The organism is Streptomyces xinghaiensis S187 (assembly GCF_000220705.2).
GTDB lineage: Bacteria > Actinomycetota > Actinomycetes > Streptomycetales > Streptomycetaceae > Streptomyces > Streptomyces xinghaiensis.
Genome location: NZ_CP023202.1, coordinates 4947824 through 4971635, shown reverse-complemented (window position 1 = coordinate 4971635; position 23812 = coordinate 4947824). Strand labels below are relative to the sequence as shown.

Here is a 23812-nt window from a genome sequence, read left to right as displayed (position 1 = left end):
AGCCTTCCGGAGTTCAGTGCTCCGCCGGAGCGGGAGTGCCGACGGGGCCGCGGGGCGGCCCTACCCCGCCCGTCCCGCCGCCCGTCCCGCGTCAGCGGCGCGGCCCGGTGTATGGCCGAAGGCGCGGCGGAAGACGTCGATGAACGCGCTCGCCGAGGACCAGCCGCAGCGGTGCGCCACCACCGTCACCGGCGTGTCCTCCGCCAGCAGCACGAGGGCGTGGGAGAGCCGCAGTTGCGTGCGCCACTGCGGGAACGTCATGCCGAGATCGGCCCTGAACAGCCGTGACAGCGTGCGGTCGCCGGCGCCGACCTGCCTGCCCAGGGCCGCCAGGGTGCGGTTGTCGGCCGGGTCGGCGTGCAGGATCTCGCACAGCGCCTTGAGTTGCGGTGCGGTCGGCGCCGGCACGTGCGGCGGCTGCTGGGGGCAGACGCGCAGCTGGTCGCACAGGACGGCGCGCAGGCGCCGGTGTTCCGGGCTGTCGTCCGCCGGGTCCCGAGTGCAGGCGAGGATCAGTTCCCGCAGCAGGGGACCGACGCTCAGCACGGTGGGCCGGTCGAGGGCAAGGGGGTTGGTGTCCGCGGGAAGGCCGATCAGGTGCAGTTCGAGCTCCCCGTGCGCCTGGTGGGAGTGCACCGTGCCGGCCGGCACCCAGATCGCCCGGGTGGCCGGAGCCGTCCATGAGCCGGCGCTCGTGGTGACGGCGAGCGCGCCCCGGCCCGCGTAGACGAGTTGGTGGTCGTCGTGCCGGTGGGCATCGATCCCTGCGCCCGGGGCCAGGCGGCGGGCGCTGGTCGGCGCCACCGACTCGTGGCGGATCTCCGTCATTGAATGGCAGATTATCGGAAGTTCGACAGGGCGCCTACGCACCACCATGACGCCATGCCACGGAACAAGCCGATCGTTCTGCTGTCGGCCGGACACGCCTGTGTGGACGTCTATCAGGGCGCCGTCGCGGCCCTGATCCCGTTCTTCGTCGCCGAGCGTGCCTACACCTACGCCGCCGCCTCGGGCATCGTCCTCGCGGCCGGCCTGACGTCCTCGGTGGCGCAGCCCTTCTTCGGCGTGCTCACCGACCGGCGCCCCGTCCCCTGGCTCCTGCCGGCGAGCACGGTCCTCGGCGGCCTCGGGGTGGCCCTGAGCGGGGTCGGCGGCTCGTATGCCCTCACGCTGCTGTTCGTGGCGCTCTCCGGCATCGGGGTCGCGGCCTACCATCCGGAGTCCGCGCGGGTCGCCCGGATCGCGAGCAAGGGCAGTCACCGCTCCATGGGCTGGTTCTCCCTGGGCGGCAACATCGGTTTCGCGGTGGCTCCCCTCCTGGTCACCGCCGTGATCGCCGCGGGAGGGCTGCGGCTCTCCCCGCTGCTGATCCTTCCCGCGCTGGTCGGCGGCGTGCTGACGCTGCCGGTCCTGCGAGGGGCGGCCGAGGCGCCGTCGGCCGGCCGCGGAAGGGGAGCCGCGGAAGGGCGGGACGACTGGGCGTCGTTCGTCCGGCTGTCGCTGGCGGTGGGGTGCCGGTCGGTCGTGTTCGTCGGGTTGAGCACGTTCGTCGCCTTCCATGTGCGGGGGCAGACGGGCGGGAGCGCGGTGGCCGGCGCGATCGCGCTGGTCGTGCTCTATCTCGGCGGCGCCGTCGGCACGGTCGTCGGCAGCGGTCTGGCCCACCGCTGGGACCGGGTCACGGTGGTGAGCATGTCGTACCTGGCCACGGTCGCGGCCGTCGCCGGGGCGGTGTTCGTGCCGGGCCCGGCGGTCCTTCTGTTCGTGGCGCTGGCCTCGATCGGCCTGTACGTCCCGTTCTCACTGCAGGTCACGCTCGCCCAGGACTATCTGCCCACGCGCGTCGGAACGGCCGGCGGGGTCACCCTCGGCCTCATGGTCGGCGTCGGCGGCCTGACCAGCCCTGTCATCGGCCGCATCGCCGACGCCACCTCGCTGCGCACGGCCCTGACGCCCCTGATCGTGATGCCCGCCCTGAGCTGGCTGCTGTTCCGCACCCTGCCCGAACCGGCTGCCCCGGAGCCGCTGCCGGGGACCCGCGGCCGGGACGCCGAGCAGGACGCCGAGGAGGGGACGGGGAGCCTCGCGGACGGGCGCGGCGGGGACGGCACCGGCGACCCGCGGCCCGGTCGGAGCACCTCGACGAAGTGAGGTTCCAGCAGGTCATGGCGCTGGTCAGGGCAGGCTCCGGGGTCCGCACCAGCGGCTACGGACTCGGGCGGAGGCCGAAGCCCTCGTCGGCCCGGGAGGACGGGAGAGCCCCCGGAGGGGGTTCGTCCGGGTCGCGGGTGACGGCCAGGAGGGCCATGTCGTCGACCGTTCGCCCGTCCGTGTGCGCCTCGACGTCTTCGAGCAGCGTGTCGAGGAGGGCGGCCGGCTCCGTGAAAACGCGGCCGTGCAGGCGGGCCACGGGGTCGTAGAAGACCCCCGCCGAGTCGCGGGCCTCCGTTACGCCGTCCGTGTAGAGCAGCAGCGTGGCGGCGGGCGGGAACGGCACCACGGTCCAGCCGGCTTGCGGTTCCCGGTCCAGGGCCTCCAGGCCCAGCGGCAACGCGTACGATTCCGGCTCCAGCAGCCGTACGGTCCCGTCCGCCGTGAACAGCAGGGGCGGAGGGTGACCGCGGTTGACGATCCGCAGCCGGCCCGGCTCACCGGCCGGGACCTCCGCCAGGACGACCGTGACGAACTCCTCGGTCTCCTGGTCCGTCCGGGCCCGCTGCTCCGACTCCCGGCGCAGCGCGTTCTCGATCCAGGCCGCGACCACCGCCAGGTCCGCCTCCCGCCCCGCCGCCTCCCGGAAGGCACCGAGCACGATCGTCACGGCGTCCACGGCCGACAGCCCTTTGCCGCGGACGTCGCCCACGACCATCCGGATCCCGTACGGCGTGCGCTGCACCGCGTACAGGTCGCCGCCGATGCGGGCGCCCGTGTACGCCGCCTCGTAGCGCACCCCGACGGACAGGTGGCCGATCCGGCCGGGTGGTGTCGGCAGCACGGCGATCTGCGCCGCCTCGGCGATCTGCCGGGCCGAGGCGAGCCGTATGACACTGTGCCGCAGGGCGCTGTTGAGGGCCAGGGACAGCAGAGCCACGAAGACGACCGTGGTCAGCCGGATCAGGGCCTCGGTCGTGCTCAGCCTGTCCCACCAGAAGGCGTTCAGCGACATCACCGCCACCGCGACGGCCGACACGGCCAGCGTGCCGCGCAGGGTCCACAAGGCCGCGGCGGCCAGCGGCGCGGCGGCGTAGGTGGCGGATACCGTGGTGCCCCGGGGCACCATCAGGTTGATGACGACCCCGGCCAGGATCAGTCCGTAGGGCACCACCCACGGAGCGCTGCTGAACCGTCCGGTGGCGCGGAGGCGTTCCCAGGGGTCCTCGTCGCTGCCGTCGTTCATTCGCCCGTGCCGCCCTCTCGTCCTTCCGGCCTCCGCGCCACCGGGCTCCCCGCGCCCGGGGACCGCACCGCGACGGGTCCCCGGGTTTCAATGTCACGCCCGCCGGGCGCCCCGGCCAGCCGGCCGCCACCAGACGGACGAGTCGCGGCCCGCAAGGTCGCCCCCCGCGCCGGGCGAGGTGGCGGGCACGCGTCAAGGGGCGTGACGCCGTGAGCGCCACGCCCCGAGGACGTTCAGCCGTTCGATCGGGAAGGGGCCCGGCACGGGCCGGGGACCCGGGGCCGATCAGGCCGCCGGTTCACTCACGTGCGCCGCCGGCCGCGTCCCGCCATGGCCGCGGTGGCGAAGGCCAGCAGGGCCGCGACACCACCGGCGATGATGTTGGTCGTGAGGGTCCTGGTCGTCGACACGTCTCCGACGATGACCCAGGGTGCGACGACGGTCCACAGACCGATACCGGCCATGGCCCAGCTCATGCCGTGCGTGCGGTCGTAGGCGTCGCCGCCCATACCGCGCGCCAGGAGGACGAAGGCCAGACCCGTGATGAGGTTGGTCACCGCCAGCGCCGTCAGGCCGCTGAATCCCACGATCCAGGGCGAGGCGGCGATGAAGAGACCGGTCAGCAGGCTCAGGGCCTCGACCGCCTGAGCGGCCGGTGAGGCCACCGCCCGTTCGGACTGGGCCTGCAGGGCCACGATGTCGGGGTGCTGGGCGATGCTCGACGACGTCTGTGCAGTCACCTGGAACCCCTCCTTCCCTTTCGTCTGGAGTGCCTACTACTCACGACGTAACCGTGGGGTTCCCGGCCAAACACGGCATGTCCACCGGATCGCCGCCGGACCGCCGCGGCCCTCCCCCGCGCGGTGCCCTTCAGCCCCGCCCGCCGTCCTGTCCGCCGTCCCGTCCGCCGTCCTGCCCGCCGTCCTGCCCGCCGTCCGCCGGACGTCCGGCCCGGAGTCCGGTGCCGCCCGTGCCCTCCTCCGCGTCGAGCAGGTCCCGGCGGCCCGTGTGCTCCGCCTGGTCGGCGGCCGCCGTCTCCGGATGGTGCAGGTCGAAGGCCGGGGACTCGGAGCGGATCCGCGGCAGGGTGAGGAAGTTGTGCCGGGGCGGCGGGCAGGAGGTCGCCCACTCCAGTGAGCGCCCGTAGCCCCACGGGTCGTCGATCTCCACCCTCGGGCCGTACTTCGCCGTCCTCCAGACGTTGTAGAGGAAGGGCAGGGTGGACAGGCCGAGCAGGAACGCGCCGATGGTGGAGACGGTGTTGAGCAGGGTGAAGCCGTCGGCGGCGAGGTAGTCGGCGTAGCGGCGCGGCATGCCCTCGGCGCCCAGCCAGTGCTGGACGAGGAAGGTGGCGTGGAAGCCCGTGAACAGCGTCCAGAACTGGATCTTACCGAGCCGTTCGTCGAGCATCGTGCCGGTCATCTTCGGCCACCAGAAGAAGAAGCCGCCGAACATCGCGAAGACGATGGTGCCGAAAAGCACGTAGTGGAAGTGGGCGACGACGAAGTAGCTGTCGTGGACGTGGAAGTCCAGCGGCGGGGAGGCGAGCAGCACGCCCGTCAGCCCGCCGAAGAGGAAGGTCGTCATGAAGCCGAGCGCCCACAGCATCGGCGTCTCGAAGGAGAGCGAGCCCTTCCACATCGTGCCGATCCAGTTGAAGAACTTCACGCCGGTGGGCACAGCGATGAGGAAGGACATGAAGGCGAAGAACGGCAGCAGCACCGCGCCGGTGGCGAACATGTGGTGGGCCCAGACGGCCACGGACAGACCGGTGATGGCGAGGGTCGCGCCGACGAGGCCGATGTAGCCGAATACGGGTTTGCGGGAGAACACCGGGATGATCTCGGTGACCACTCCGAAGAACGGCAGCGCCAGGATGTAGACCTCGGGGTGCCCGAAGAACCAGAACAGATGCTGCCAGAGCAGCGGGCCGCCGTTCTCGGCGGAGAAGATGTGGGAGCCGAAGACCCGGTCGGAGGCCAGGGCCAGCAGAGCGGCGGCCAGGACGGGGAAGGCGATGAGCACCAGGACGGAGGTGAGCAGCACGTTCCAGGTGAAGACCGGCATCCGGAACATCGTCATGCCGGGCGCGCGCAGGCAGATGATCGTGGTGATGAAGTTGACGGCACCGAGGATGGTGCCGAAGCCGCCCAGCGCCAGCCCCAGCACCCACATGTCGGCCCCCGTGCCCGGGCTGTGCTCCCGGCGGCTGAGCGGGGTGTAGGAGGTCCAGCCGAAGTCGGCGGCGCCGCTGCTGACCAGCAGGGAGCCGACGACGATGAGGCCGCCGAAGAGGAACAGCCAGTACGACAGCATGTTCAGCCGGGGGAAGGCCACATCGGGCGAGCCGATCTGGAGCGGCATGATCGCGTTGGCGAAACCGGCGAAGGTCGGGGTGGCGAAGAGCAGCAGCATCACCGTGCCGTGCAGCGTGAACGCCTGGTTGTACTGCTCGTTGGTCAGCAACTGCAGCCCGGGGCGGGCGAGTTCCGCGCGTACCGCCAGGGCGAGCACGCCGCCGAGGAGGAAGAAGACGAACGAGGTGATCAGGTAGAGGTGGCCGATCTTCTTGTGGTCGGTCGTCGTCAGCCAGCTCACGACCACCGCTCCGCGACTGCGGCGGCGCCGCGGCGCGGGGGTCACGGGCTCGGTGGAGGTCGCCATGGGCATCCTTGCGGTCGGAAGAGGACGGGGCGCGGGACGCTCCGGTACCCGCCGGGGCCCGGCGCAACCACACCGTCCGCGCCGGCACCGCGGCACGCCCGTTCCTTCCCCCGTTCCGCCCGGTGAACCGGGCCCGGCCGCCCGGTGGGCGGCTCTGTGACACGTCTCACGCGCAGCCGTATCGGCCGGTCCCGCGGGCGAGTTGGAGGCTTGGACCGCGGTGTCCGGGGGTAAGCGGGGCCGGGCCGGGCATGCGCGCGGGGGAGCCGGGTACGCGCGCTCTCGGCCCACCGCAGCCGGGCCGGCGACCGGTCCGCGCCTCACGGCCGCCTCGCACCCTCGTCGACAGCGAAGGAACACCACCGTGGCCACGGCAACCGCGAACCCCCCGATCTACCAGCTCCTCGTCGAGGAGCACGGCGACGTGCTCGCCGCGACCCGGGACGCCGCCCGGGAGACGCGGCGCGCCGCGAGCGCGGCGCTCGACTGGAGCGATCTGCGCCTGGACCGCCACACGGTGGAGCACGGGCGGGCGGAGCACGGGCGGCGGGGGGAGCGCCCCGGGGACGGCGCCCGCGAGAGCGCCCCGGGCCGCCGCACCCAGGAGTCCGGTCCGGCGTCCGAACGGGAGCCCCGCGCGGCTGCCGGGGACGGCACCCCGGAGGCCGGGGCGGGGGACGGCTGGTTCGACCGCGCGGAACAGTCCGGACAGCAGGAGCCGGCCGGGCACTGATACACCGGCACGGCTACGGCCGCCGTGCGCGGGGCACGGCGGCCGTGGGACGCGGTCGGGCGCGGTGACGAGGACCACCGCTGCCCGCCTCGCGGTTCGGATGCCCGTCCTTCCCTTCCGTCATGCGCTCCCTTCTCCGGTCGCGGTTCCGCCGGTGCCCCGGCGGTCCCGGCCGGTGTGGCCTCAGTCCGTCGGGACCAGGACGACCGGGCAGTGCGCGTGGTGCAGCACCGCCTGGGTGACCGGGCCGAGCTGCAGCCCGAGGTGACGGTGCGTGCGGTGGGTGGCGAGCACGATCAGGTCGGCCGTGCGGCTGGCCTCGACCAGCGCGGGGGCCGCCGCGTTGCACTCGTTGTCCGGGATGACCTCCACGTCCGGGAACTCCTCCCGGAACGGCGCCACCTCGTAACGGGGCAGTGCCTCGGCCTCCTTGCGGCGCTCGTCGCCCTCCTTCGGCGGCACGTCGAAGGCGCCCATGTACGCGCCGGTCGGCAGCGCGGGGTACAGCCAGGCGTGCAGGGCCCGCAGCCGGGCTCCGCGCCGGGACGCCTCCTCGAAAGCGAAGCGCACCGCGTCGCCGTCCTCGTCGGACTCCACGCCCACCAGCACCGTCCCGTGGGCGGCGCCGTCCGCGGCCTCGCCCCGGACGACCATCAGCGGGCTCGCGGAGTGCGCGGCGACGCGGAGGCTGACCGAGCCGAGCAGCAGTCCGGTGAAGCCGCCGTGACCGCGGGTGCCGAGCACCGTCAGGGCGGCGGTCTCGCTGTGCCGCACCAGGGCCGGCACGGCGGCCTCGCTGGTGGTCACCGGTATGACCTCCAGGCCGGGGTGGGCCGCGCGGACCTTCTCGACCGCCTGGCCCACCATGGCCTGGGTCTCCTCGGCGAGGGTCGGCGGCTCGTGCGGGGTCTCGCCGGGCAGCGGCGGCGGGTTCCACGGCCAGCCGCACAGGACCTCCAGCGCGGTGCCGCGCCGGACGGCCTCCTCGGCGGCGCGGTCGAGAGCGCGGAACGACGGCTCCGAACCGTCGAAGCCGACCACGACACGGCCGCGGGTGTCCTCGTTCTTGCCGGTGGCAGTCATGACATTCCTCCCGAGTGATCAATACGGTGCTGCCGTGCAGCGGTTGTGGTCCGGCCGGTCCCGGCCGGGGGCGGACGGCGCCGTCCCCGGCCGGGCCGTCCGGGCTATCCGGCGTCCGGGACCCGGTCGCCGTAGTAGGCGGCGCGCATGATGGCCTGCATGTCGTCGAGCATCGGCATGCGCGGGTTGGCCGGTGCGCACTGGTCCTCGTAGGCGTTGAGCGCCTGCTGCGGCAGGGCTTCCAGGAAGGCGGTCTCGTCGACGCCTGCGGCCTTGAAGGACGGTTCGATGCCGGCCGCGTCGCGCAGCCGCTCCACCGCGGTGGCGTAGGACTCGACGCCCTCGGCGGGGGTGGCGGCCGGCAGGCCCAGGGCGCGGGCGATCTCCTGGAAGCGCTCCGGTGCCCGGTAGCTCTCGTACTTGGGCCAGCTGGTGAGCTTGGTCGGCACGGTGCCGTTGTAGCGGATGACGTGCGGCAGCAGGATCGCGTTGGTGCGGCCGTGCGCCACGTGGAAGGTGGCACCCAGGGTGTGCGCCATGGCGTGCACGATGCCGAGGAAGGCGTTGCCGAACGCCATGCCCGCGATGGTGCCCGCGTTGTGCACCCGCTCCCGGGCCTCCGGGCTGGCGGCCCGGTTGTTCACGGCCTGTTCGAGGTTCTCGAAGATGAGCTTGATGGCGTGCAGGGCGGGGCCGTCGGTGAAGTCGTTGGCGTAGACGGAGACATAGGCCTCGGTGGCGTGGGTGAGGGCGTCGAAGCCGCTGTCGGCGGCCAGCGCCGGCGGCAGGTCGGCGGTGAGCAGCGGGTCGACGATGGCGACGCTGGGGGTCAGCGCGTAGTCGGCCAGCGGGTACTTGCGGCCGGTCGCCGGGTCGGAGATGACGGCGAACGGGGTGACCTCGGCGCCGGTCCCGGAGGTGGTCGGCACGCACACCAGGCGGGCGCGCTCGCCGAGGACCGGGAAGCGGAAGGCCCGCTTGCGGATGTCGGAGAACTTCTGCCGCATGTCGGCGAAGTCGATGTCCGGCTGTTCGTAGAGCAGCCACATCACCTTGGCCGCGTCCATCGGGGAGCCGCCGCCCAGGGCGATGATGGTGTCCGGCTTGAAGTCCCGCATCAGGGCGGCGCCGCGGTGCACGGAGTCGATGCTGGGCTCGGGCTCGACGTCGTCGATGACCTGGACGGTGACCGGCTGCGGGCGGCGCTGCAGCACGCGGTTGATCCGGTCGACGTAGCCGAGGCGGGTCATGGTGGCGTCGGTGACGACGGTGATCCGGTGGACGTCCGGCATGGAGGCCAGGTAGCGGATGGCCTGCGGCTCGAAGTAGATCTTCGGCGGCACCTTGAACCACTGCAGGTTGTTGTGACGGGTGCTCATGCGCTTGATGTTGAGGAGGTTGGCGGCCGAGACGTTGTTCGAGACGGAGGTCGAGCCCCAGGAGCCGCAGCCGAGGGTCAGCGACGGCAGCAGGCTGTTGTAGATGCCGCCGATGGCGCCGTGCGAGGAGGGCGCGTTGACGATGACGCGGACGGTCTTCATCCGGCGGCCGTAGGCCTCGGCCAGCTCCTCGTCGGCGGCGTGGATGACGGCGCTGTGGCCCTGGCCGTGGAAGGCGACCATCGCCGCCGCCAGGTCGAAGCCCTGTTCGGTGGAGCCGGCGCGCAGCACCGCCAGCACGGGGCAGAGCTTCTCGCGGGTCAGCGGCTCGTCGGCGCCGACGTGGTCGGTCTCGACGAGGATGACGGAGGTCTCCGGCGGCACGGTGAAGCCGGCCCGCTCGGCGATCCACGCCGGGCTCTGGCCCACGACGGCCGGGTTGACCTTGGCCTCGCAGCCCTCGCCGCCGTCGGCGCCGGTGGGGAAGAGGAACGCCTCCAGCTTCCGCTTCTCGTCCGCGGTGGCCCGGTGGGCGTGCAGCTTCGCGAACTCCGCGAGCGCGGCCTCGTAGATCTCCTCGTCCAGGATGACGGCCTGCTCGGAGGCGCAGATCATGCCGTTGTCGAACGCCTTGGAGAGGACGACGTCGTTGACGGCCCGGCGCAGCACGGCACTGCGGTGCACATACGCGGGGACGTTGCCGGCGCCGACGCCCAGCGCGGGCTTGCCGGCGGAGTAGGCCGCCTTGACCATGCTGTTGCCGCCGGTGGCCAGGATCATCGCGACGCCGTCGTGGTGCATCAGCGCGGCGGTGCCCTCGATGGACGGCTTCTCGATCCACTGCACGCAGTGCTCCGGGGCGCCCGCCGCCACCGCCGCGTCCCGCACGACGCGCGCCGCCTCGGCGCTGCACCGCTGGGCGCTGGGGTGGAAGGCGAAGACCACCGGGTTGCGGGTCTTGAGCGCGAGCAGCGCCTTGAAGATGGTGGTGGAGGTTGGGTTGGTGACGGGGGTGACGGCGGCGACCACGCCCACGGGCTCGGCGATCTCGACGATGTCCTCGATGTCGTCGCGGCTGATGACGCCCACGGTCTTGGTCTTGGCCATGCTGTGGGTGACGTGCTCGCAGGCGAACATGTTCTTCGCGGCCTTGTCCTCGAAGACTCCGCGGCCGGTCTCGTCGACGGCCATCCGCGCGAGCTGGGTGTGCTTGTCGAGGGCGGCCACCGAGGCCTTGGCGACGATGTGGTCGATCTGCTCCTGGGTCAGGTGCTCGTACGCGGCCAGGGCCTTGAGGCCGTTGGTCACCAACTGGTCGACGGCGGCGTTCCGTTCGCCGGAGGCGTTGCTGCCGGTGGCCGCGCCGCCGCCCGTCACGCCGCTGTCCGCCGCGCCGCGGGAGGCCGGGCCGGTGCCCGCGCCGCCGACGGGGGCCGGCTGGGCCGGCTGGTCGGACTGCGTGGGCTTGGCGGGCTTCGCGGGCTTGGCGGGCTTCGCGGCGGGCCGGGTGCCGGCGTCGTGTCGGGTCATTGCGGTGAGCCTCCGTCGTGGGGTCGCGTGACCGTTGCGGATCGCGGGGCTCGGTCCAGTGGGGCCGTGTCCCGGGGGCTTGTTGCCGCCCCTCGTCCATCAGACTTCCGCAGCGACGGGGCCGTCCACAGGTCCCGAAGGTCCCGCCGCGGCAGGCCGATGGGGCTCCAAAACCAGGGTACGACCGGGACCCCGGGCCGGGTCCCGGCCGGGACCGCCGGGACGGTGGGGACCCTTGGGGCCGATCGGTCCCCCGCGCGGGGACGACAGGGACCTGTCGGGCCCCGGTGTTCCGGGCGACCGTGGAGGCACGTCCTCACCAAGGAAGAGGCCCCACCATGGTCCGTTACGTGTACGACTTCACCGAGGGCGGCCGCGACATGGCCGGCCTGCTCGGCGGCAAGGGCGCCAACCTGGCGGAGATGACCCGGATGGGCCTGCCCGTGCCGCCCGGCTTCACCGTCACCACCGAGGCCTGCCGGGCCTTCCTCGCCACCGGCTCCGAGCCGGAGGGCCTGGGGATCGAGGTGGCGGAGAGCCTGGCGGCGCTCGAACGGTCGGCCGGACGGCGGCTGGGGCAGGCGGACGACCCGCTGCTGCTCTCCGTGCGCTCCGGGGCCCGCTTCTCCATGCCCGGCATGATGGAGACCATCCTCGACATCGGCCTCAACGACCGCTCCGTGCTGGGGCTCGCGGAGGTCTCCGGGCAGGAGCGCTTCGCCTGGGACTCCTACCGCCGCCTCATCCAGATGTTCGGCAGCACCGTGATGGGCGTCGACAGCGCTCTGTTCGAAGCCGCGCTCGCCGCGCTCAAGGAGCGCCGCGGCGCCTCGGACGACCTGCACCTGGACGCCGCCGACCTGACCGGACTCACCGAAACGTACAAGGAGATCATCCGCCGCGAGACGGGCGAGGAGTTCCCGCAGGAGCCCGAGGAGCAGCTGCAGCGGGCGATCCGCGCCGTCTTCGACTCCTGGAACGGCGAGCGCGCCCGCATCTACCGCCGGCGCGAGCACATCTCCGACGACCTGGGCACCGCCGTCAACGTGCAGCGCATGGTCTTCGGCAACCTCGGCCCCGACTCCGGCAGCGGTGTCGCCTTCACCCGCGACCCGGCCACCGGGCGCCCCGGCATCTACGGCGACTACCTGGCCAACGCGCAGGGCGAGGACGTCGTCGCCGGCATCCGCAACACCGTGCCGCTGGAGGACCTCGGGAAGACCGACCCCACCTCGTACGCACAGCTGCGCGAGTACCTGCAGACGCTGGAGGACCACTACCGCGACCTCTGCGACATCGAGTTCACGATCGAGCGCGGCAAGCTCTGGATGCTGCAGACCCGGGTCGGCAAGCGCACCGCCGAGGCCGCCTTCGCCATCGCCTCCGAACTGGCCGACGAGGGCATGGTCAGCGAGGACGAGGCCCTGGCGCGGGTCTCCGGCGACCGGCTCGCCCGGCTGATGTTCCCCCGCTTCGACACCGAGGCGGTCGGCGCCACGCTCGCGCACGGCATCCCGGCCTCCCCCGGTGCCGCCGTCGGCGTCGCGGTGTTCGACTCCGCCGAGGCGGTGCGGCGCGCGGCGGCCGGCGAGAAGGTCGTCCTCGTGCGGCAGGAGACCACCCCGGACGACCTGCCCGGCATGATCGCCGCCCAGGCCATCCTCACCAGCCGCGGCGGCAAGACCAGCCACGCGGCGGTCGTCGCCCGCGGCATGGGCAAGGTCTGCGTCTGCGGCGCCGAGGAACTGACGGTCGACGTCGAGGCCCGGCGGTTCACCACCAACGGCACCACGGTGACCGAGGGCACGGAGATCTCCGTGGACGGCTCGGCCGGCACGGTGCTCCTCGGAGCGGCCCCGCTCATCGACTCCGTGGTCATGCGGTACTTCGAGGACGGCGGGCGGATCGCCGAGGACGCCACCGCTGCTGCCACCACCACCGCTGCCGGAGAGGACTCCGCGCCCGTCGTCGCGGCCGTGGACCGCATCATGCGGCGCGCGGACTCCGTACGCCGCCTCCAGGTGCGGGCCAACGCCGACACCCCCGAGGACGCCGAGCGGGCCCGCCGGTTCGGCGCCCAGGGCATCGGCCTCTGCCGCACCGAGCACATGTTCCTCGGTGACCGCCGCAAGCTGGTGGAGTCGATGATCCTCGCCACCACGGACGAGGAGCGCGACGCGGCGCTGGCGGCCCTGCTGCCGCTTCAGCGGGAGGACTTCACCGGAATCCTCGCCGCGATGGACGGCCTGCCGGTCACCATCCGGCTGCTCGACCCGCCGCTCCACGAGTTCCTGCCCGACCGCACGGAGCTCTCGGTGCGCGTCGCCTCGACCGTGGCGCGCGGGGAGACCCCGGAGCCGCACGACGTCGAACTGCTGGCCGCCGTCAACCGGATGCACGAGGAGAACCCGATGCTGGGCCTGCGCGGAGTGCGCCTGGGCCTCGTCGTCCCCGGACTCTTCGCCATGCAGGTGCGGGCCATCGCCGAGGCGGTGGTGGAACGGAAGCGGGCCGGCGGCGACCCGCGCGCGGAGATCATGGTGCCGCTCGTGGACACCGTCAAGGAGCTGAGCCTGGTCCGCGAGGAGGCCGAGCACGTTCTCGCCGAGGTCTCCAAGACCTCAGGCGTGACGGTGGACCTCCCGATCGGCACGATGATCGAACTGCCCCGGGCCGCGCTCACCGCGGGCCGGATCGCGGAGGCCGCGGAGTTCTTCTCCTTCGGGACGAACGACCTGACCCAGACCACCTGGGGCTTCTCCCGGGACGACGTCGAGGCCGAGTTCTTCTCCGCCTACCTGGAGAAGGGCATCTTCCCGGTCTCCCCGTTCGAGACCCTCGACCGGGAGGGCGTGGGCCGGCTGGTGGAGATCGCGGTCGCCGAGGGCCGCGCCGCCCGCCCGGACCTGAAGATCGGCGTCTGCGGCGAGCACGGCGGCGACCCGGACTCGGTCCACTTCTTCCACGGCGCCGGACTGGACTACGTGTCCTGCTCCCCCTTCCGGGTCCCGGTGGCCCGCCTGGAGGCCGGCCGCGCGGCGATCCCGGACGACGGGACCGACACGACGAAGTGACCGGCGGCGGCCGGGCCCGGCCCCCGAACCCCGGGGCAGCCGGGTCCGGCCACCAACCCGGGGTCGCGCCCGTACCCGGCATGTCAGGGCCGGGTACGGGCGTACGGGCGTACGGGCGTACGGGCGTACGGGCATGATGCGCGGGATGTACCGGACCCGTACCGGACCACTGTCTGAGTCGTGCACCACCGGGTGGGTGTTCTCCATACCGCCCCTGAGCAGGGCGGCAAGCACGGCTGCGGACCAGGAAGCAGCTGAAGAAGCTGAAGAAGCTCAAAGTTTGCGACCACTCCGAAGCGGGCCGACTCCACAGGTTGGCCTGCGATCGTCAGCTCCCGCACGAGCACCAGTCGGGAAGCAGAGCAGCAGTGGTGAAGACTGACGCTTGTCCAGGGAGCACTCGCGACCGGTGGGTGGTTGCGTTTACGGCGCCGGGTGGGCGGCGCGGTGGTGGTGGCGGGTGCGTCGCGGGCTGCCCGTTGTGGTTGTGGTGGGTTACGGCATCCGTGTCGGGGGTGGCCCCGTGGTCGGTCGTCTATCCGGTGCCGTGCGCGCCCGGGGACGGCTTGAAAAGCATGGCGTGGCTGGTGCCGGTGGGGGTGCGCGGAAGCACACGCGCGCCTGGGCTTCTCGGCTTCCCGTTCGTTGTGGCGGGCTGTCGGTGGTGGCGGTCGCGGGTGGTGATTGTCGGTGGCTGCTGTGGTCGTGTCGGTTGTTGCCGGGATGAGGTCGGTGTGAGGCCCCGGTTCTCCGGCGCGTCGGCGGCCGCGTTCGGAGTGCTGGCGGTCCGTGGTGGTGCTGATATGGGACGGGGGCGGTAGGTGGAGTTCCCGGGTCCGCTTTCGCTCACTCGTTCGGGTGGTTCCATGCTCTGGACCTGGATTCATCACCGTCCGTGACGGAAAATAGGGGGTAGGAACTCGCTGCGTGAGGGCGGGAGTTCACACGGGTGATCCGGACGGGGGGAATGTCATGCAGGCCACGCTGCTCGACCACGACGAGACCGAAACAACCGGCCCGCGGGGAGGGCCGGTGACGGCGGATGAGTGGGCCGCGCACCTGGCCACGGCTGTGCCGGGTCCGCAGACGGCGGCGATGCTCGGCCTGTTGGAGCGCGAGCAGCTTTCCACCACGGGGCGGATCGATGCTTTGAAGGCCTGGGAGCGGCACACCTCCTGGATTCAGGCGCAGCAGGTGGGTCTGCTGGCGGATATCGAGGCGGATGCTCTGGATGCGAGGCCGGATGGGAGGGGTTGGGCGGACTATGACTGGGACTTCGCCTGTGAGGATGTTGCCTGTGCGTTGAAGCTATCGGGGAACACGGCCGCGGAGCGTCTGGCGGTCGCCACCGCCCTGGAGGGCCGTTTCCCCACCACCGTCGGCCTGTTGGAGCGCGGGGAGATCTGCTATCTGCAGGCGAAGGCGGTGACGGAGGTCACCGGCACCCTCGACCCGGAAGCCGCCGCGCGGGTGGAGGCCATGGTGCTGCCCAAGATGCCGGGCCAGTCCGTCGGCCAGACCCGGCGGGCGTTGAACCGGGCGGTGCTGCGGGCGGATCCGCTGGGGGCGGAGCGGCGGCATCGCCGGCGGCGGGAGGACCGCACGATCTGGCACCGCGCGACCGAGGACGGTATGGCCACCTGGACCGCGTTCCTCCCCACCCCCCAGGCCGCCCAGCTGGATGCTGCCGTCGATGCGCACGCCGCCACCTTCGGCGATGACGGGCGCACGCTGAACCAGAAGCGGGTGGACGCCCTGTATGACCTGGTCGTCAACCGCCCCGCCGGAGACGCGACCCCCGGTGGCCGGTCGGCGGCAGTGGTCCAAATGACGGTGTCCCTCGACACGTTGATCGGGGCGGATGAGGAGCCCGGACACCTCAAGGGCTACGGGCCGATCAGCGCCACCGCGGCGCGGGAGGTGGCTTTCGCTCCGGGCACGATCTGGCGGCGTCTGATCACCCACCCGAAGACCGGGCTGCTGGTCAAGACCGATCCGACCACCTACAAGCCCACCGCCGAGACCCAACGCCACGTCACCGCCCGCGACATGACCTGCACCTTCCCCTCCTGCCAGATGCCCGCCCACCGCTGCGACCTGGACCACATCCAGCCCTTCGACCACCAGGATCCGCAAGCGGGCGGGGCGACGGAGCCGGACAATCTGATGCCGCTGTGCCGACGCCACCACCTGCTGAAACACCGCACCGAATGGCAGGTGCAGCGCAACCCCGACACCGGCGCAGTCACCTGGACCGCACCGACCGGCCACACCTACACCAACCCACCCCAGCCCCTCGCCCACATCACGTAGCCGCCGCCCCGTTATCTTCTTCGCGGTCCTGCAAGAGGGCTGCTGGCCTCCGGGCCCGGCATGACTGTTGCCCCCTGTCGTTGGGATGACCTGGGGGGTGGTGTCACCGGGCCCGAGGGGTGCCGTCGGAGACGCTGATCAGAGGCCCGACCACCGCCCGGCCGGGCGCAATGCCCGGCCACTCGCGGGCGGCAGGTCTGCATAACGTGGATGCGCGCGAACGGCCCCGCCACCGAGGCCGGCACGGCATCGACGCATGTGGGGGCACGGTGATCGACATCGACGAGACGGGCGTCTTCCTCGGCCTGGACGTCGGCAAGAGCAGCCATCACGGACACGGACTCACCCCGGCCGGGAAGAAGGTGTTCGACAAGCCGCTGCCCAACAGCGAACCGAAACTGCGGGCCGTCTTCGACAAGCTCCGTGACAAGTTCGGCCGGGTGCTGGTGATCGTGGACCAGCCCGCCTCCATCGGCGCCCTGCCGCTGACCGTCGCCCGCGACGCGGGCTGCCAGGTCGCCTATCTGCCCGGGCTGGCGATGCGCAGGATTGCCGACCTCTACCCGGGTGAAGCCAAGACCGACGCCCGCGACGCGGCCGTTATCGCGGACGCTGCACGCACCATGCCCCACACCCTGCGTTCCCTCGACCTCACGGACGAGATCACCGCCGAGCTGACCATGCTGGTCGGCTTCGACCAGGACCTGGCCGGCGAGGCCAACCGCACCTCCAACCGCATCCGCGGCCTGCTCACCCAGTTCCACCCCAGCCTCGAACGCGTCCTGGGACCCCGCCTGGACCATCCCGCCATCACCTGGCTACTGGAGCGCTACGGCTCCCCGGCCGCCCTGCGCAAGGCCGGCCGCCGCAAACTCGTCGAGGTCATACGGCCCAAGGCCCCGCGCATGGCCCAGCGACTCGTCAACGACATCTTCACCGCCCTCGACGAACAGACCGTCGTCGTCCCGGGAACCGGCACCCTGGACGTCATCGTGCCCTCGCTGGCCAAGTCGCTGGCCACCGTCCACGAACAACGCCGCGCACTGGAAACCCAGATCGAGACCCTGCTGGAGGCTCACCCTCTTTCCCAGGTCCTGACCTCGATGCCCGGCATCGGCGTCAGGACCGCCGCAGTCCTCCTGACCACCATCGGCGACGGCAGCTCCTTCCCCACCGCCGCCCACCTCGCCTCCTACGCCGGCCTCGCCCCCACCACCCGACAGTCCGGATCCTCCATCCACGGCGAACACGCCCCCAGAGGCGGAAACCGACAGCTCAAACGCGCGATGTTCCTCTCCGCGTTCGCCGCCCTCCACGACCCCGCCTCCCGCACCTACTACGACCGCTGCCGAGCCCGGGGCAAAACCCACACCCAAGCCCTCCTCCGCCTCGCCCGCCACCGCATCAGCGTCCTCTTCGCCATGCTCCGCGACGGCACCTTCTACGAACCCAGAACCCCACGACTCGCTTGACGAAAGACATAGAGGCACCCCCCGGGAGCCACCGGCGCCAGCCCCTTCGCCACCACGCGGAGGGGCCCACACCCCTGCCCAGAATCTGGAACCCACCCCGGACCACCACCAGACGGGCAACGCCTGGCAGGGGCCACGCGCGCACCTCGGCGTCGACGCGCACCGGCGACGGCAGGCACCTCGGCCTCCACGGGCACGAGCCGCCCCCAGCCCCCACCGACCAGCAAGCAGCAACCGGCAACCGGCGAGAGGTAAGAGGAGGCAAGAGGGGTGAGGGGTGAGGGGTGAGGGGAGAGAGCAGAGCCCGCCGCGCAGCCACCCCCCACGACCGTCACCACCGACAGCCCGCCACGACGAACGGGAAGCCGAAGAACCCAGGCGCGCGTGTGCTTCCGCGCACCCCCACCGGCACCAGCCACGCCATGCTTTTCAAACACGACCCCGGGCGCGCACGGCACCGGATAGACGACCGACCCCCGGCCCACCCCCAGCACGGATGCCGTAACCCCCACCACCACGACAACGGGCAGCCCGCGACGCACCCGCCACCACCATCGCGCCGCCCACCCAGCGCCGTAACCCCAACCCCAACGGCGACTGCCGGCCCGCAGCACCCGTCGTCGCCCCGAACTGCCCCGTGGACGGCCGGTGCGCGGCTCGCCTTACGGCTTGGGCTTGATCGGCTTGTCCTCGTCACCGTTCAAGTGACCACGGCAACCACGGCAACCACAGCGACACCTGGACCGGGCACGTCCCGCCCGTCCCCTTCGAGGAGTACTCCGAGAGGTACTCCGCCTTCTTCAAGATGCGCCGCGAGAACGGCGTCATCGAGCTCCGCCTGCACACGGACGACGGCCCGTACATCCACAACTGGGCCGCGCGCAACGCCTGGAGCCGCGTCTGGCAGGACGTGGGCAACAACCCCGGGAACCAGGTCCTCATCATCATCGCGACCGGCGACAGCTGGTTCCGGGGCGACCCCGACAAGACCTGGCAGAAGCCGATCACCGACGAGGACCCGACCACATCTTCCAGCAGACCTACGACGGCTGGAAGCCCATCGAGAGCTTCGTCGGCAACCTCGACATCCCCACGATCGCGGCGGTGAACGGACCCGGTATCCATACCGAGTTCGCCCTGCTCTGCGACATCACACTCGCCATGGAAGAGGCGGACTTCATGGACCCGTACTTCCTGGCCGGCAGCGCCCCCGGCGACGGGCAGGCCCTCGTCCTGCAGGGGCTCATGGGTACCAAACGAGCCGCCTACCACATCTGCGGAGGCAAGCCGATCCCGGCGAGGACCGCTCTCGAGCTCGGCATCGTCAGCGACGTACTCCCCCGGGAACAGCTCCTGGACCGTGCATGGGAGCCGGCCGAGTTCATCATGCGGCGGCCCTGCTTCGCGCGCTGGGCGACCCACAACATCCTCGCGCGGCCGTGGAAGAAGCTCGTCGCCGAGGACTTCGGCTTCCACCTGTCACAGCAGACGCTGAGCACCGTCGCGTCGAAGCAACTCATACCGATCCGCTCCCTGATCGCGGACGCGGGCGCACGCAAGATCTGGTGACGCCCCGCGCCCGCGCGGCCCTGTGGCCCGGCTTCGCAGGCCGGGTCCTCGTGCGGCCCGACGCGCCGGATCCCGCCCCGAGCCACGGCCCGCGCCCCGGACTGGCGGAGGCGTCCGGGGCGCGGGGTCCCGTGCCGGAGGAGCACGGGCGGGGGCGGCGGCCCGGTGCGGCCGGGGCCGCCGCCGGTCGGGGGAGGACCGGGCCTGTCGACGCGGTCCTGGTCCATCCGGGGAGGGCTGCTCGTCGAGGCCTGGTCCGGGGAGGGCTGCTCGTCGAGGGCCGGGCGGGCCCGTTCGTCAGCGGTCGCGGACCATGCGGACCGGGCGGCGCGGGGTGGCCGGGCCGGTGGGGCCGTAGCCGAGGCGGATCAGCATCTGGACGTGGCGGGGCCGGCCGCGGCCGTCGCCCAGGGCCCAGCGCAGGTCCGGGTACTCCAGGCCCTGGTGGAGCATGGACGCCCGGACGCCCTCGGCGGTGGCGACCAGCAGTACGTGTTCGAGGGCCTGCCCGGCGCGCAGCCAGTCGGCCCGGCGGTCGTGGGTGGTGGAGAGGACGGCGATGACGGGGCGCCGTTCGAAGACGGCGGTCGGACGGCCGCTGGCGGGACGCAGACCGGCGAAATCCCGCATGGGCAGCTGTCCCGTGGCGTCCTGCGGGCCCAGCACGGAGCCGGGCATCCCGTCGGCCGTCCCCTCCCGTATCCACCGGCGGCTCTCCGCACGCCGGACCTGGTCGTGGGTGTTGCGGCGCTCGCCCTCCGCGGTGACGCGCAGCAGCCGGGTCGTCTCGCCCGGGCCGGGGAAGGAGAGCAGCACGCCCTCGGCGTGCGCGGCCTCGGTGAGCTCGGCCGGGAGCCGGGTCGGCAGCGGGTGCGCGGAGTACGGGAAGCGGCTGCTGTGCCGGTGCCACAGGGCTTCGTAGAGGTCCGGGCGGTGGCTGCCCCGGAGGGGCTGGCCGGCCAGGCGCACGGCGGCCAGCAGGTCGGGCTCGCCGGGGCGCGGCAGCAGGCGGACCACCGGTTCCCAGCCGAGGTGGGCGGCGGCGACACGCAGATTGAACAGGGCCGCGCCGACGGAGACGTGCAGCGCGCGGCCGACCGGGTCGGCGTGGCGCAGCGCCCGCTCCGCCGCGGCGCGGATCTCCACGGTGGCGGTGTCGGTGTCCAGCCGGTAGCGCCAGGGCTGGGTGTTGTACATCGAGGGTGCGGCCACGGAGGCGGAGATCAGCTTCTCCAGGGTGGCCGTGTCCGGCGGGGCGGTGGTCGTCATGTCGTCAGTCCTCCCGGTGCCCGGCGTGGGATGCCCGCGCCGTGGAAAACGCGCCGTCCGGGTCCCGTCCGGGCCCGGTTTTCAGCAGGTGCCGTGTTGCAGGGACGGCTGCGGTGCCGCCTGGGTGGCCAGGACGGCGGCCTGGATCCGGCGCTCCACGCCGAGCTTGGCGAGCAGCCGGGAGATGTGGTTCTTGACGGTCTTCTCGGAGAGGTAGAGCCGCCGGCCGATCTCGCGGTTGGTCAGCCCCTCGCCGATGAGGCCGAGGATCTCCCGTTCCCGCGGGGACAGGTCGGCCAGCACCTCGTCCCGGGCCGCCGCCTCGTCGTCCTCGCCGCGCAGGCTGGTCATCAGCCGGGCGGTGGTGGCGGGGTCGAGCATGGACTGCCCGGAGGCCACGGTGCGGACGGCCGACACCAGGTCGAGGCCGGTGATCTGCTTGAGGACGTATCCGGAGGCCCCGGCCATGATGGCGTCGAGCAGCGCCTCGTCGTCGTCGAACGAGGTGAGCATCAGGCAGGCCAGGTCCGGCATCCGGTCGCGCAGCTCGCGGCAGACGGCGATGCCGTTCCCGTCGGGCAGGCGTACGTCGAGCACGGCGACGTCGGGCCTGAGCGCGGGGCCGCGGACGAGTGCCTGCTCGGCGGTGACCGCCTCGCCGACGACGTTGATGTCCGGCTCCGACTCCAGCAGGTCCTGGACTCCGCGCCGGACGACCTCGTGGTCGTCGAGCAGGAAGACCCTGATGGGCTTCTCCGGTGCTGCCTCGCGTTCCTCGGCCATGGTGTCCCTCGGGGAGTGGTGAACCGTCGCTCCACCGATCGTCACGCCGCCGGGGACCTGCCGGTTAGGGCCGAACGGTCCCTGTGGTGCCGTCCGTTGGTCACCGGCTCGGCGGGACCCCCCGGGGGGTGCCTCTATGTCTTTCGTCAAGCGAGTCGTGGGGTTCTGGGTTCGTAGAAGGTGCCGTCGCGGAGCATGGCGAAGAGGACGCTGATGCGGTGGCGGGCGAGGCGGAGGAGGGCTTGGGTGTGGGTTTTGCCCCGGGCTCGGCAGCGGTCGTAGTAGGTGCGGGAGGCGGGGTCGTGGAGGGCGGCGAACGCGGAGAGGAACATCGCGCGTTTGAGCTGTCGGTTTCCGCCTCTGGGGGCGTGTTCGCCGTGGATGGAGGATCCGGACTGTCGGGTGGTGGGGGCGAGGCCGGCGTAGGAGGCGAGGTGGGCGGCGGTGGGGAAGGAGCTGCCGTCGCCGATGGTGGTCAGGAGGACTGCGGCGGTCCTGACGCCGATGCCGGGCATCGAGGTCAGGACCTGGGAAAGAGGGTGAGCCTCCAGCAGGGTCTCGATCTGGGTTTCCAGTGCGCGGCGTTGTTCGTGGACGGTGGCCAGCGACTTGGCCAGCGAGGGCACGATGACGTCCAGGGTGCCGGTTCCCGGGACGACGACGGTCTGTTCGTCGAGGGCGGTGAAGATGTCGTTGACGAGTCGCTGGGCCATGCGCGGGGCCTTGGGCCGTATGACCTCGACGAGTTTGCGGCGGCCGGCCTTGCGCAGGGCGGCCGGGGAGCCGTAGCGCTCCAGTAGCCAGGTGATGGCGGGATGGTCCAGGCGGGGTCCCAGGACGCGTTCGAGGCTGGGGTGGAACTGGGTGAGCAGGCCGCGGATGCGGTTGGAGGTGCGGTTGGCCTCGCCGGCCAGGTCCTGGTCGAAGCCGACCAGCATGGTCAGCTCGGCGGTGATCTCGTCCGTGAGGTCGAGGGAACGCAGGGTGTGGGGCATGGTGCGTGCAGCGTCCGCGATAACGGCCGCGTCGCGGGCGTCGGTCTTGGCTTCACCCGGGTAGAGGTCGGCAATCCTGCGCATCGCCAGCCCGGGCAGATAGGCGACCTGGCAGCCCGCGTCGCGGGCGACGGTCAGCGGCAGGGCGCCGATGGAGGCGGGCTGGTCCACGATCACCAGCACCCGGCCGAACTTGTCACGGAGCTTGTCGAAGACGGCCCGCAGTTTCGGTTCGCTGTTGGGCAGCGGCTTGTCGAACACCTTCTTCCCGGCCGGGGTGAGTCCGTGTCCGTGATGGCTGCTCTTGCCGACGTCCAGGCCGAGGAAGACGCCCGTCTCGTCGATGTCGATCACCGTGCCCCCACATGCGTCGATGCCGTGCCGGCCTCGGTGGCGGGGCCGTTCGCGCGCATCCACGTTATGCAGACCTGCCGCCCGCGAGTGGCCGGGCATTGCGCCCGGCCGGGCGGTGGTCGGGCCTCTGATCAGCGTCTCCGACGGCACCCCTCGGGCCCGGTGACACCACCCCCCAGGTCATCCCAACGACAGGGGGCAACAGTCATGCCGGGCCCGGAGGCCAGCAGCCCTCTTGCAGGACCGCGAAGAAGATAACGGGGCGGGCCCACCGGTCCCGAAGCGGCCGCACAGGCGCCGACCCCCGTACGGATCTCCCTGACCCGGATCCGTACGGGGACCGGTGCGTGCCCCGCGCCGCGGCGGCTGCCGATGCCCGTGCCGCCGGGACGGGCGGGCGGAGGCGGCCCCCCAGGGGTCAGGCCTCCGGCACTCCCCCGACGGCGAGCGGCGGGATGGCCGGCTGAGCGACCGGCCGAGCGGCCGGCGGGGTGACCGGCGGGCACGGCTCGGGCCCGGCGAAGGCGCACTCCACGTCCACCACACCGGCCACCGCGCGGGTCAGCCGGGCGGCGACCGGGACCAGGGCGCAGTCGGGGATCCGTCCGGCGAGGACCACCATGCCCTCCCGTACGCGCACCTCCACGGCCGCCGAGGCGCCGAACAGCGGGCCGGTCACCTCGCGGCGCACCTCCTCCTCGATGTCCTCGTCGGAGCGGAGGAAGACCTTCAGCAGGTCTCCCCGGCTGACGACTCCGGCGAGCATGCCCCCGGGGTCGGTCACCGGCAGCCGTTTGACCTTGCGCAGCGCCATGAGCCGCGCGGCCTCGGCGAGGGTGGCGCCCGCCCGCACGGTGACGGCGGGGGAGGTCATCAGCTCCCCGGCGGTGTACGCCTCCGCCTTCACCACGTCGCGCCGGCGCCCGGGATCGTCCAGGCCGGGCGGACAGAGCCTGCGGAACTCCTCCTTCGGCAGCAGATCGGCCTCGGAGACCACGCCGATGACCCGGCCGTCCTCGGCCAGCACGGGCAGGGCGCTGATCTCCCACTGCAGCATGGTCCGGACGATCTCCTTGAAGGGAGCGTCCCGGCCGACGCCGATGACCGTGTGCGTCATCACGTCATTGACGATGTGCTCTCCGCTCTGCACGGCTTCTCCTCGGTCGGTGTGGCGCTCGGGTGTGCGACGGCCACGGA

At 72.3% G+C, this 23812-nt stretch carries 17 protein-coding genes; 7 read left to right on the top strand and 10 right to left on the bottom strand.

What is annotated here, in order from left to right; all coding sequences use genetic code 11:
- Window positions 1-60: 60 nt before the first annotated feature.
- Window positions 61-828 carry an AraC family transcriptional regulator gene (locus SXIN_RS21225; protein ID WP_019709010.1) on the bottom strand — a complete coding sequence of 256 codons (768 nt, stop codon included), beginning with the start codon at window positions 826-828 and terminating at the stop codon, window positions 61-63.
- A gap of 54 nt (window positions 829-882) precedes the next feature.
- On the opposite strand from SXIN_RS21225, the gene SXIN_RS21220 reads away from it, so the two are divergent.
- Window positions 883-2151: an MFS transporter gene (locus SXIN_RS21220; protein ID WP_019709009.1), complete on the top strand. Its 1269-nt coding sequence runs from the start codon at window positions 883-885 to the stop codon at window positions 2149-2151.
- 55 nt (window positions 2152-2206) lie between these two features.
- Here SXIN_RS21220 and SXIN_RS21215 read toward each other — a convergent pair whose 3' ends face one another.
- The 3 genes from SXIN_RS21215 to ctaD form a co-directional block, all read right to left on the bottom strand.
- On the bottom strand, window positions 2207-3397 hold the full coding sequence (locus tag SXIN_RS21215) for a PP2C family protein-serine/threonine phosphatase (RefSeq protein WP_019709008.1): 1191 nt from the start codon (window positions 3395-3397) through the stop codon (window positions 2207-2209).
- Between the two features lie 302 nt (window positions 3398-3699).
- Window positions 3700-4137: an SPW repeat protein gene (locus SXIN_RS21210; RefSeq protein WP_019709007.1), complete on the bottom strand. Its 438-nt coding sequence runs from the start codon at window positions 4135-4137 to the stop codon at window positions 3700-3702.
- Window positions 4138-4267: 130 nt separating this feature from the next.
- Window positions 4268-6061, bottom strand: a complete 1794-nt coding sequence (gene ctaD, locus SXIN_RS21205) for an aa3-type cytochrome oxidase subunit I (RefSeq protein WP_019709006.1) — start codon at window positions 6059-6061, stop codon at window positions 4268-4270.
- A 364-nt stretch (window positions 6062-6425) separates the two neighbouring features.
- Here ctaD and SXIN_RS21200 point away from each other — a divergent pair, with 364 nt between their 5' ends.
- Window positions 6426-6794 (top strand): hypothetical protein, encoded by a 369-nt coding sequence (locus tag SXIN_RS21200; RefSeq protein ID WP_019709005.1) that lies wholly within the window; start codon window positions 6426-6428, stop codon window positions 6792-6794.
- A gap of 183 nt (window positions 6795-6977) precedes the next feature.
- Here the strand turns inward: SXIN_RS21200 and SXIN_RS21195 are convergent, their stop codons facing one another.
- Both SXIN_RS21195 and adhE read right to left on the bottom strand, forming a co-directional pair.
- Entirely contained in the window at window positions 6978-7877 is a 900-nt protein-coding gene (locus SXIN_RS21195) for a universal stress protein (RefSeq protein ID WP_019709004.1), read from the bottom strand.
- 104 nt (window positions 7878-7981) lie between these two features.
- The gene (gene adhE, locus SXIN_RS21190; protein ID WP_238153826.1) at window positions 7982-10786 is read right to left on the bottom strand and encodes a bifunctional acetaldehyde-CoA/alcohol dehydrogenase; all 2805 of its coding nucleotides are present in this window, start codon (window positions 10784-10786) and stop codon (window positions 7982-7984) included.
- 338 nt (window positions 10787-11124) lie between these two features.
- On the opposite strand from adhE, the gene ppdK reads away from it, so the two are divergent.
- From ppdK to SXIN_RS32420, 5 genes are all read left to right on the top strand, one after another.
- On the top strand, window positions 11125-13860 hold the full coding sequence (ppdK, locus tag SXIN_RS21185) for a pyruvate, phosphate dikinase (protein WP_019709002.1): 2736 nt from the start codon (window positions 11125-11127) through the stop codon (window positions 13858-13860).
- Between the two features lie 972 nt (window positions 13861-14832).
- A complete protein-coding gene (locus SXIN_RS21180) occupies window positions 14833-16173 on the top strand; it encodes an HNH endonuclease signature motif containing protein (RefSeq protein WP_095757372.1) in 1341 nt (446 codons plus the stop codon).
- Between the two features lie 269 nt (window positions 16174-16442).
- Window positions 16443-17645, top strand: coding sequence for an IS110 family RNA-guided transposase (locus tag SXIN_RS21175; RefSeq protein WP_019707043.1), 1203 nt, complete (start codon window positions 16443-16445; stop codon window positions 17643-17645).
- A gap of 805 nt (window positions 17646-18450) precedes the next feature.
- Complete coding sequence (locus tag SXIN_RS32425) at window positions 18451-18753, top strand: hypothetical protein (protein WP_238153825.1); 303 nt, start codon at window positions 18451-18453, stop codon at window positions 18751-18753.
- Entirely contained in the window at window positions 18636-19214 is a 579-nt protein-coding gene (locus SXIN_RS32420) for an enoyl-CoA hydratase/isomerase family protein (protein WP_337589374.1), read from the top strand. The genes SXIN_RS32425 and SXIN_RS32420 overlap by 118 nt, the downstream gene beginning before the upstream one ends.
- 297 nt (window positions 19215-19511) lie before the next feature.
- On the opposite strand, the gene SXIN_RS21165 is transcribed toward SXIN_RS32420, so the two are convergent.
- From SXIN_RS21165 to SXIN_RS21150, 4 genes are all read right to left on the bottom strand, one after another.
- Window positions 19512-20483, bottom strand: a complete 972-nt coding sequence (locus SXIN_RS21165) for an Acg family FMN-binding oxidoreductase (RefSeq protein ID WP_095757371.1) — start codon at window positions 20481-20483, stop codon at window positions 19512-19514.
- Window positions 20484-20564: 81 nt separating this feature from the next.
- Window positions 20565-21266, bottom strand: a complete 702-nt coding sequence (locus SXIN_RS21160) for a response regulator (protein WP_019706220.1) — start codon at window positions 21264-21266, stop codon at window positions 20565-20567.
- Between the two features lie 146 nt (window positions 21267-21412).
- The gene (locus tag SXIN_RS21155) at window positions 21413-22615 is read right to left on the bottom strand and encodes an IS110 family RNA-guided transposase (protein WP_019707043.1); all 1203 of its coding nucleotides are present in this window, start codon (window positions 22613-22615) and stop codon (window positions 21413-21415) included.
- Between the two features lie 418 nt (window positions 22616-23033).
- On the bottom strand, window positions 23034-23765 hold the full coding sequence (locus tag SXIN_RS21150; protein WP_019711309.1) for a CBS domain-containing protein: 732 nt from the start codon (window positions 23763-23765) through the stop codon (window positions 23034-23036).
- Between the last annotated feature and the right edge of the window lie 47 nt (window positions 23766-23812).

Coding starts and splice junctions, on each gene's coding strand:
- SXIN_RS32425 (WP_238153825.1), top strand. CDS start 18,451: ATGCGCCGCGAGAACGGCGTCATCGAGCTCCGCCTGCACACGGACGAC.
- SXIN_RS21220 (WP_019709009.1), top strand. CDS start 883: ATGCCACGGAACAAGCCGATCGTTCTGCTGTCGGCCGGACACGCCTGT.
- SXIN_RS21180 (WP_095757372.1), top strand. CDS start 14,833: ATGCAGGCCACGCTGCTCGACCACGACGAGACCGAAACAACCGGCCCG.
- ppdK (WP_019709002.1), top strand. CDS start 11,125: ATGGTCCGTTACGTGTACGACTTCACCGAGGGCGGCCGCGACATGGCC.
- SXIN_RS21215 (WP_019709008.1), bottom strand. CDS start 3,397: ATGAACGACGGCAGCGACGAGGACCCCTGGGAACGCCTCCGCGCCACC.
- SXIN_RS21195 (WP_019709004.1), bottom strand. CDS start 7,877: ATGACTGCCACCGGCAAGAACGAGGACACCCGCGGCCGTGTCGTGGTC.
- SXIN_RS21165 (WP_095757371.1), bottom strand. CDS start 20,483: ATGACGACCACCGCCCCGCCGGACACGGCCACCCTGGAGAAGCTGATC.
- adhE (WP_238153826.1), bottom strand. CDS start 10,786: ATGACCCGACACGACGCCGGCACCCGGCCCGCCGCGAAGCCCGCCAAG.
- ctaD (WP_019709006.1), bottom strand. CDS start 6,061: ATGGCGACCTCCACCGAGCCCGTGACCCCCGCGCCGCGGCGCCGCCGC.
- SXIN_RS21225 (WP_019709010.1), bottom strand. CDS start 828: ATGACGGAGATCCGCCACGAGTCGGTGGCGCCGACCAGCGCCCGCCGC.
- SXIN_RS21160 (WP_019706220.1), bottom strand. CDS start 21,266: ATGGCCGAGGAACGCGAGGCAGCACCGGAGAAGCCCATCAGGGTCTTC.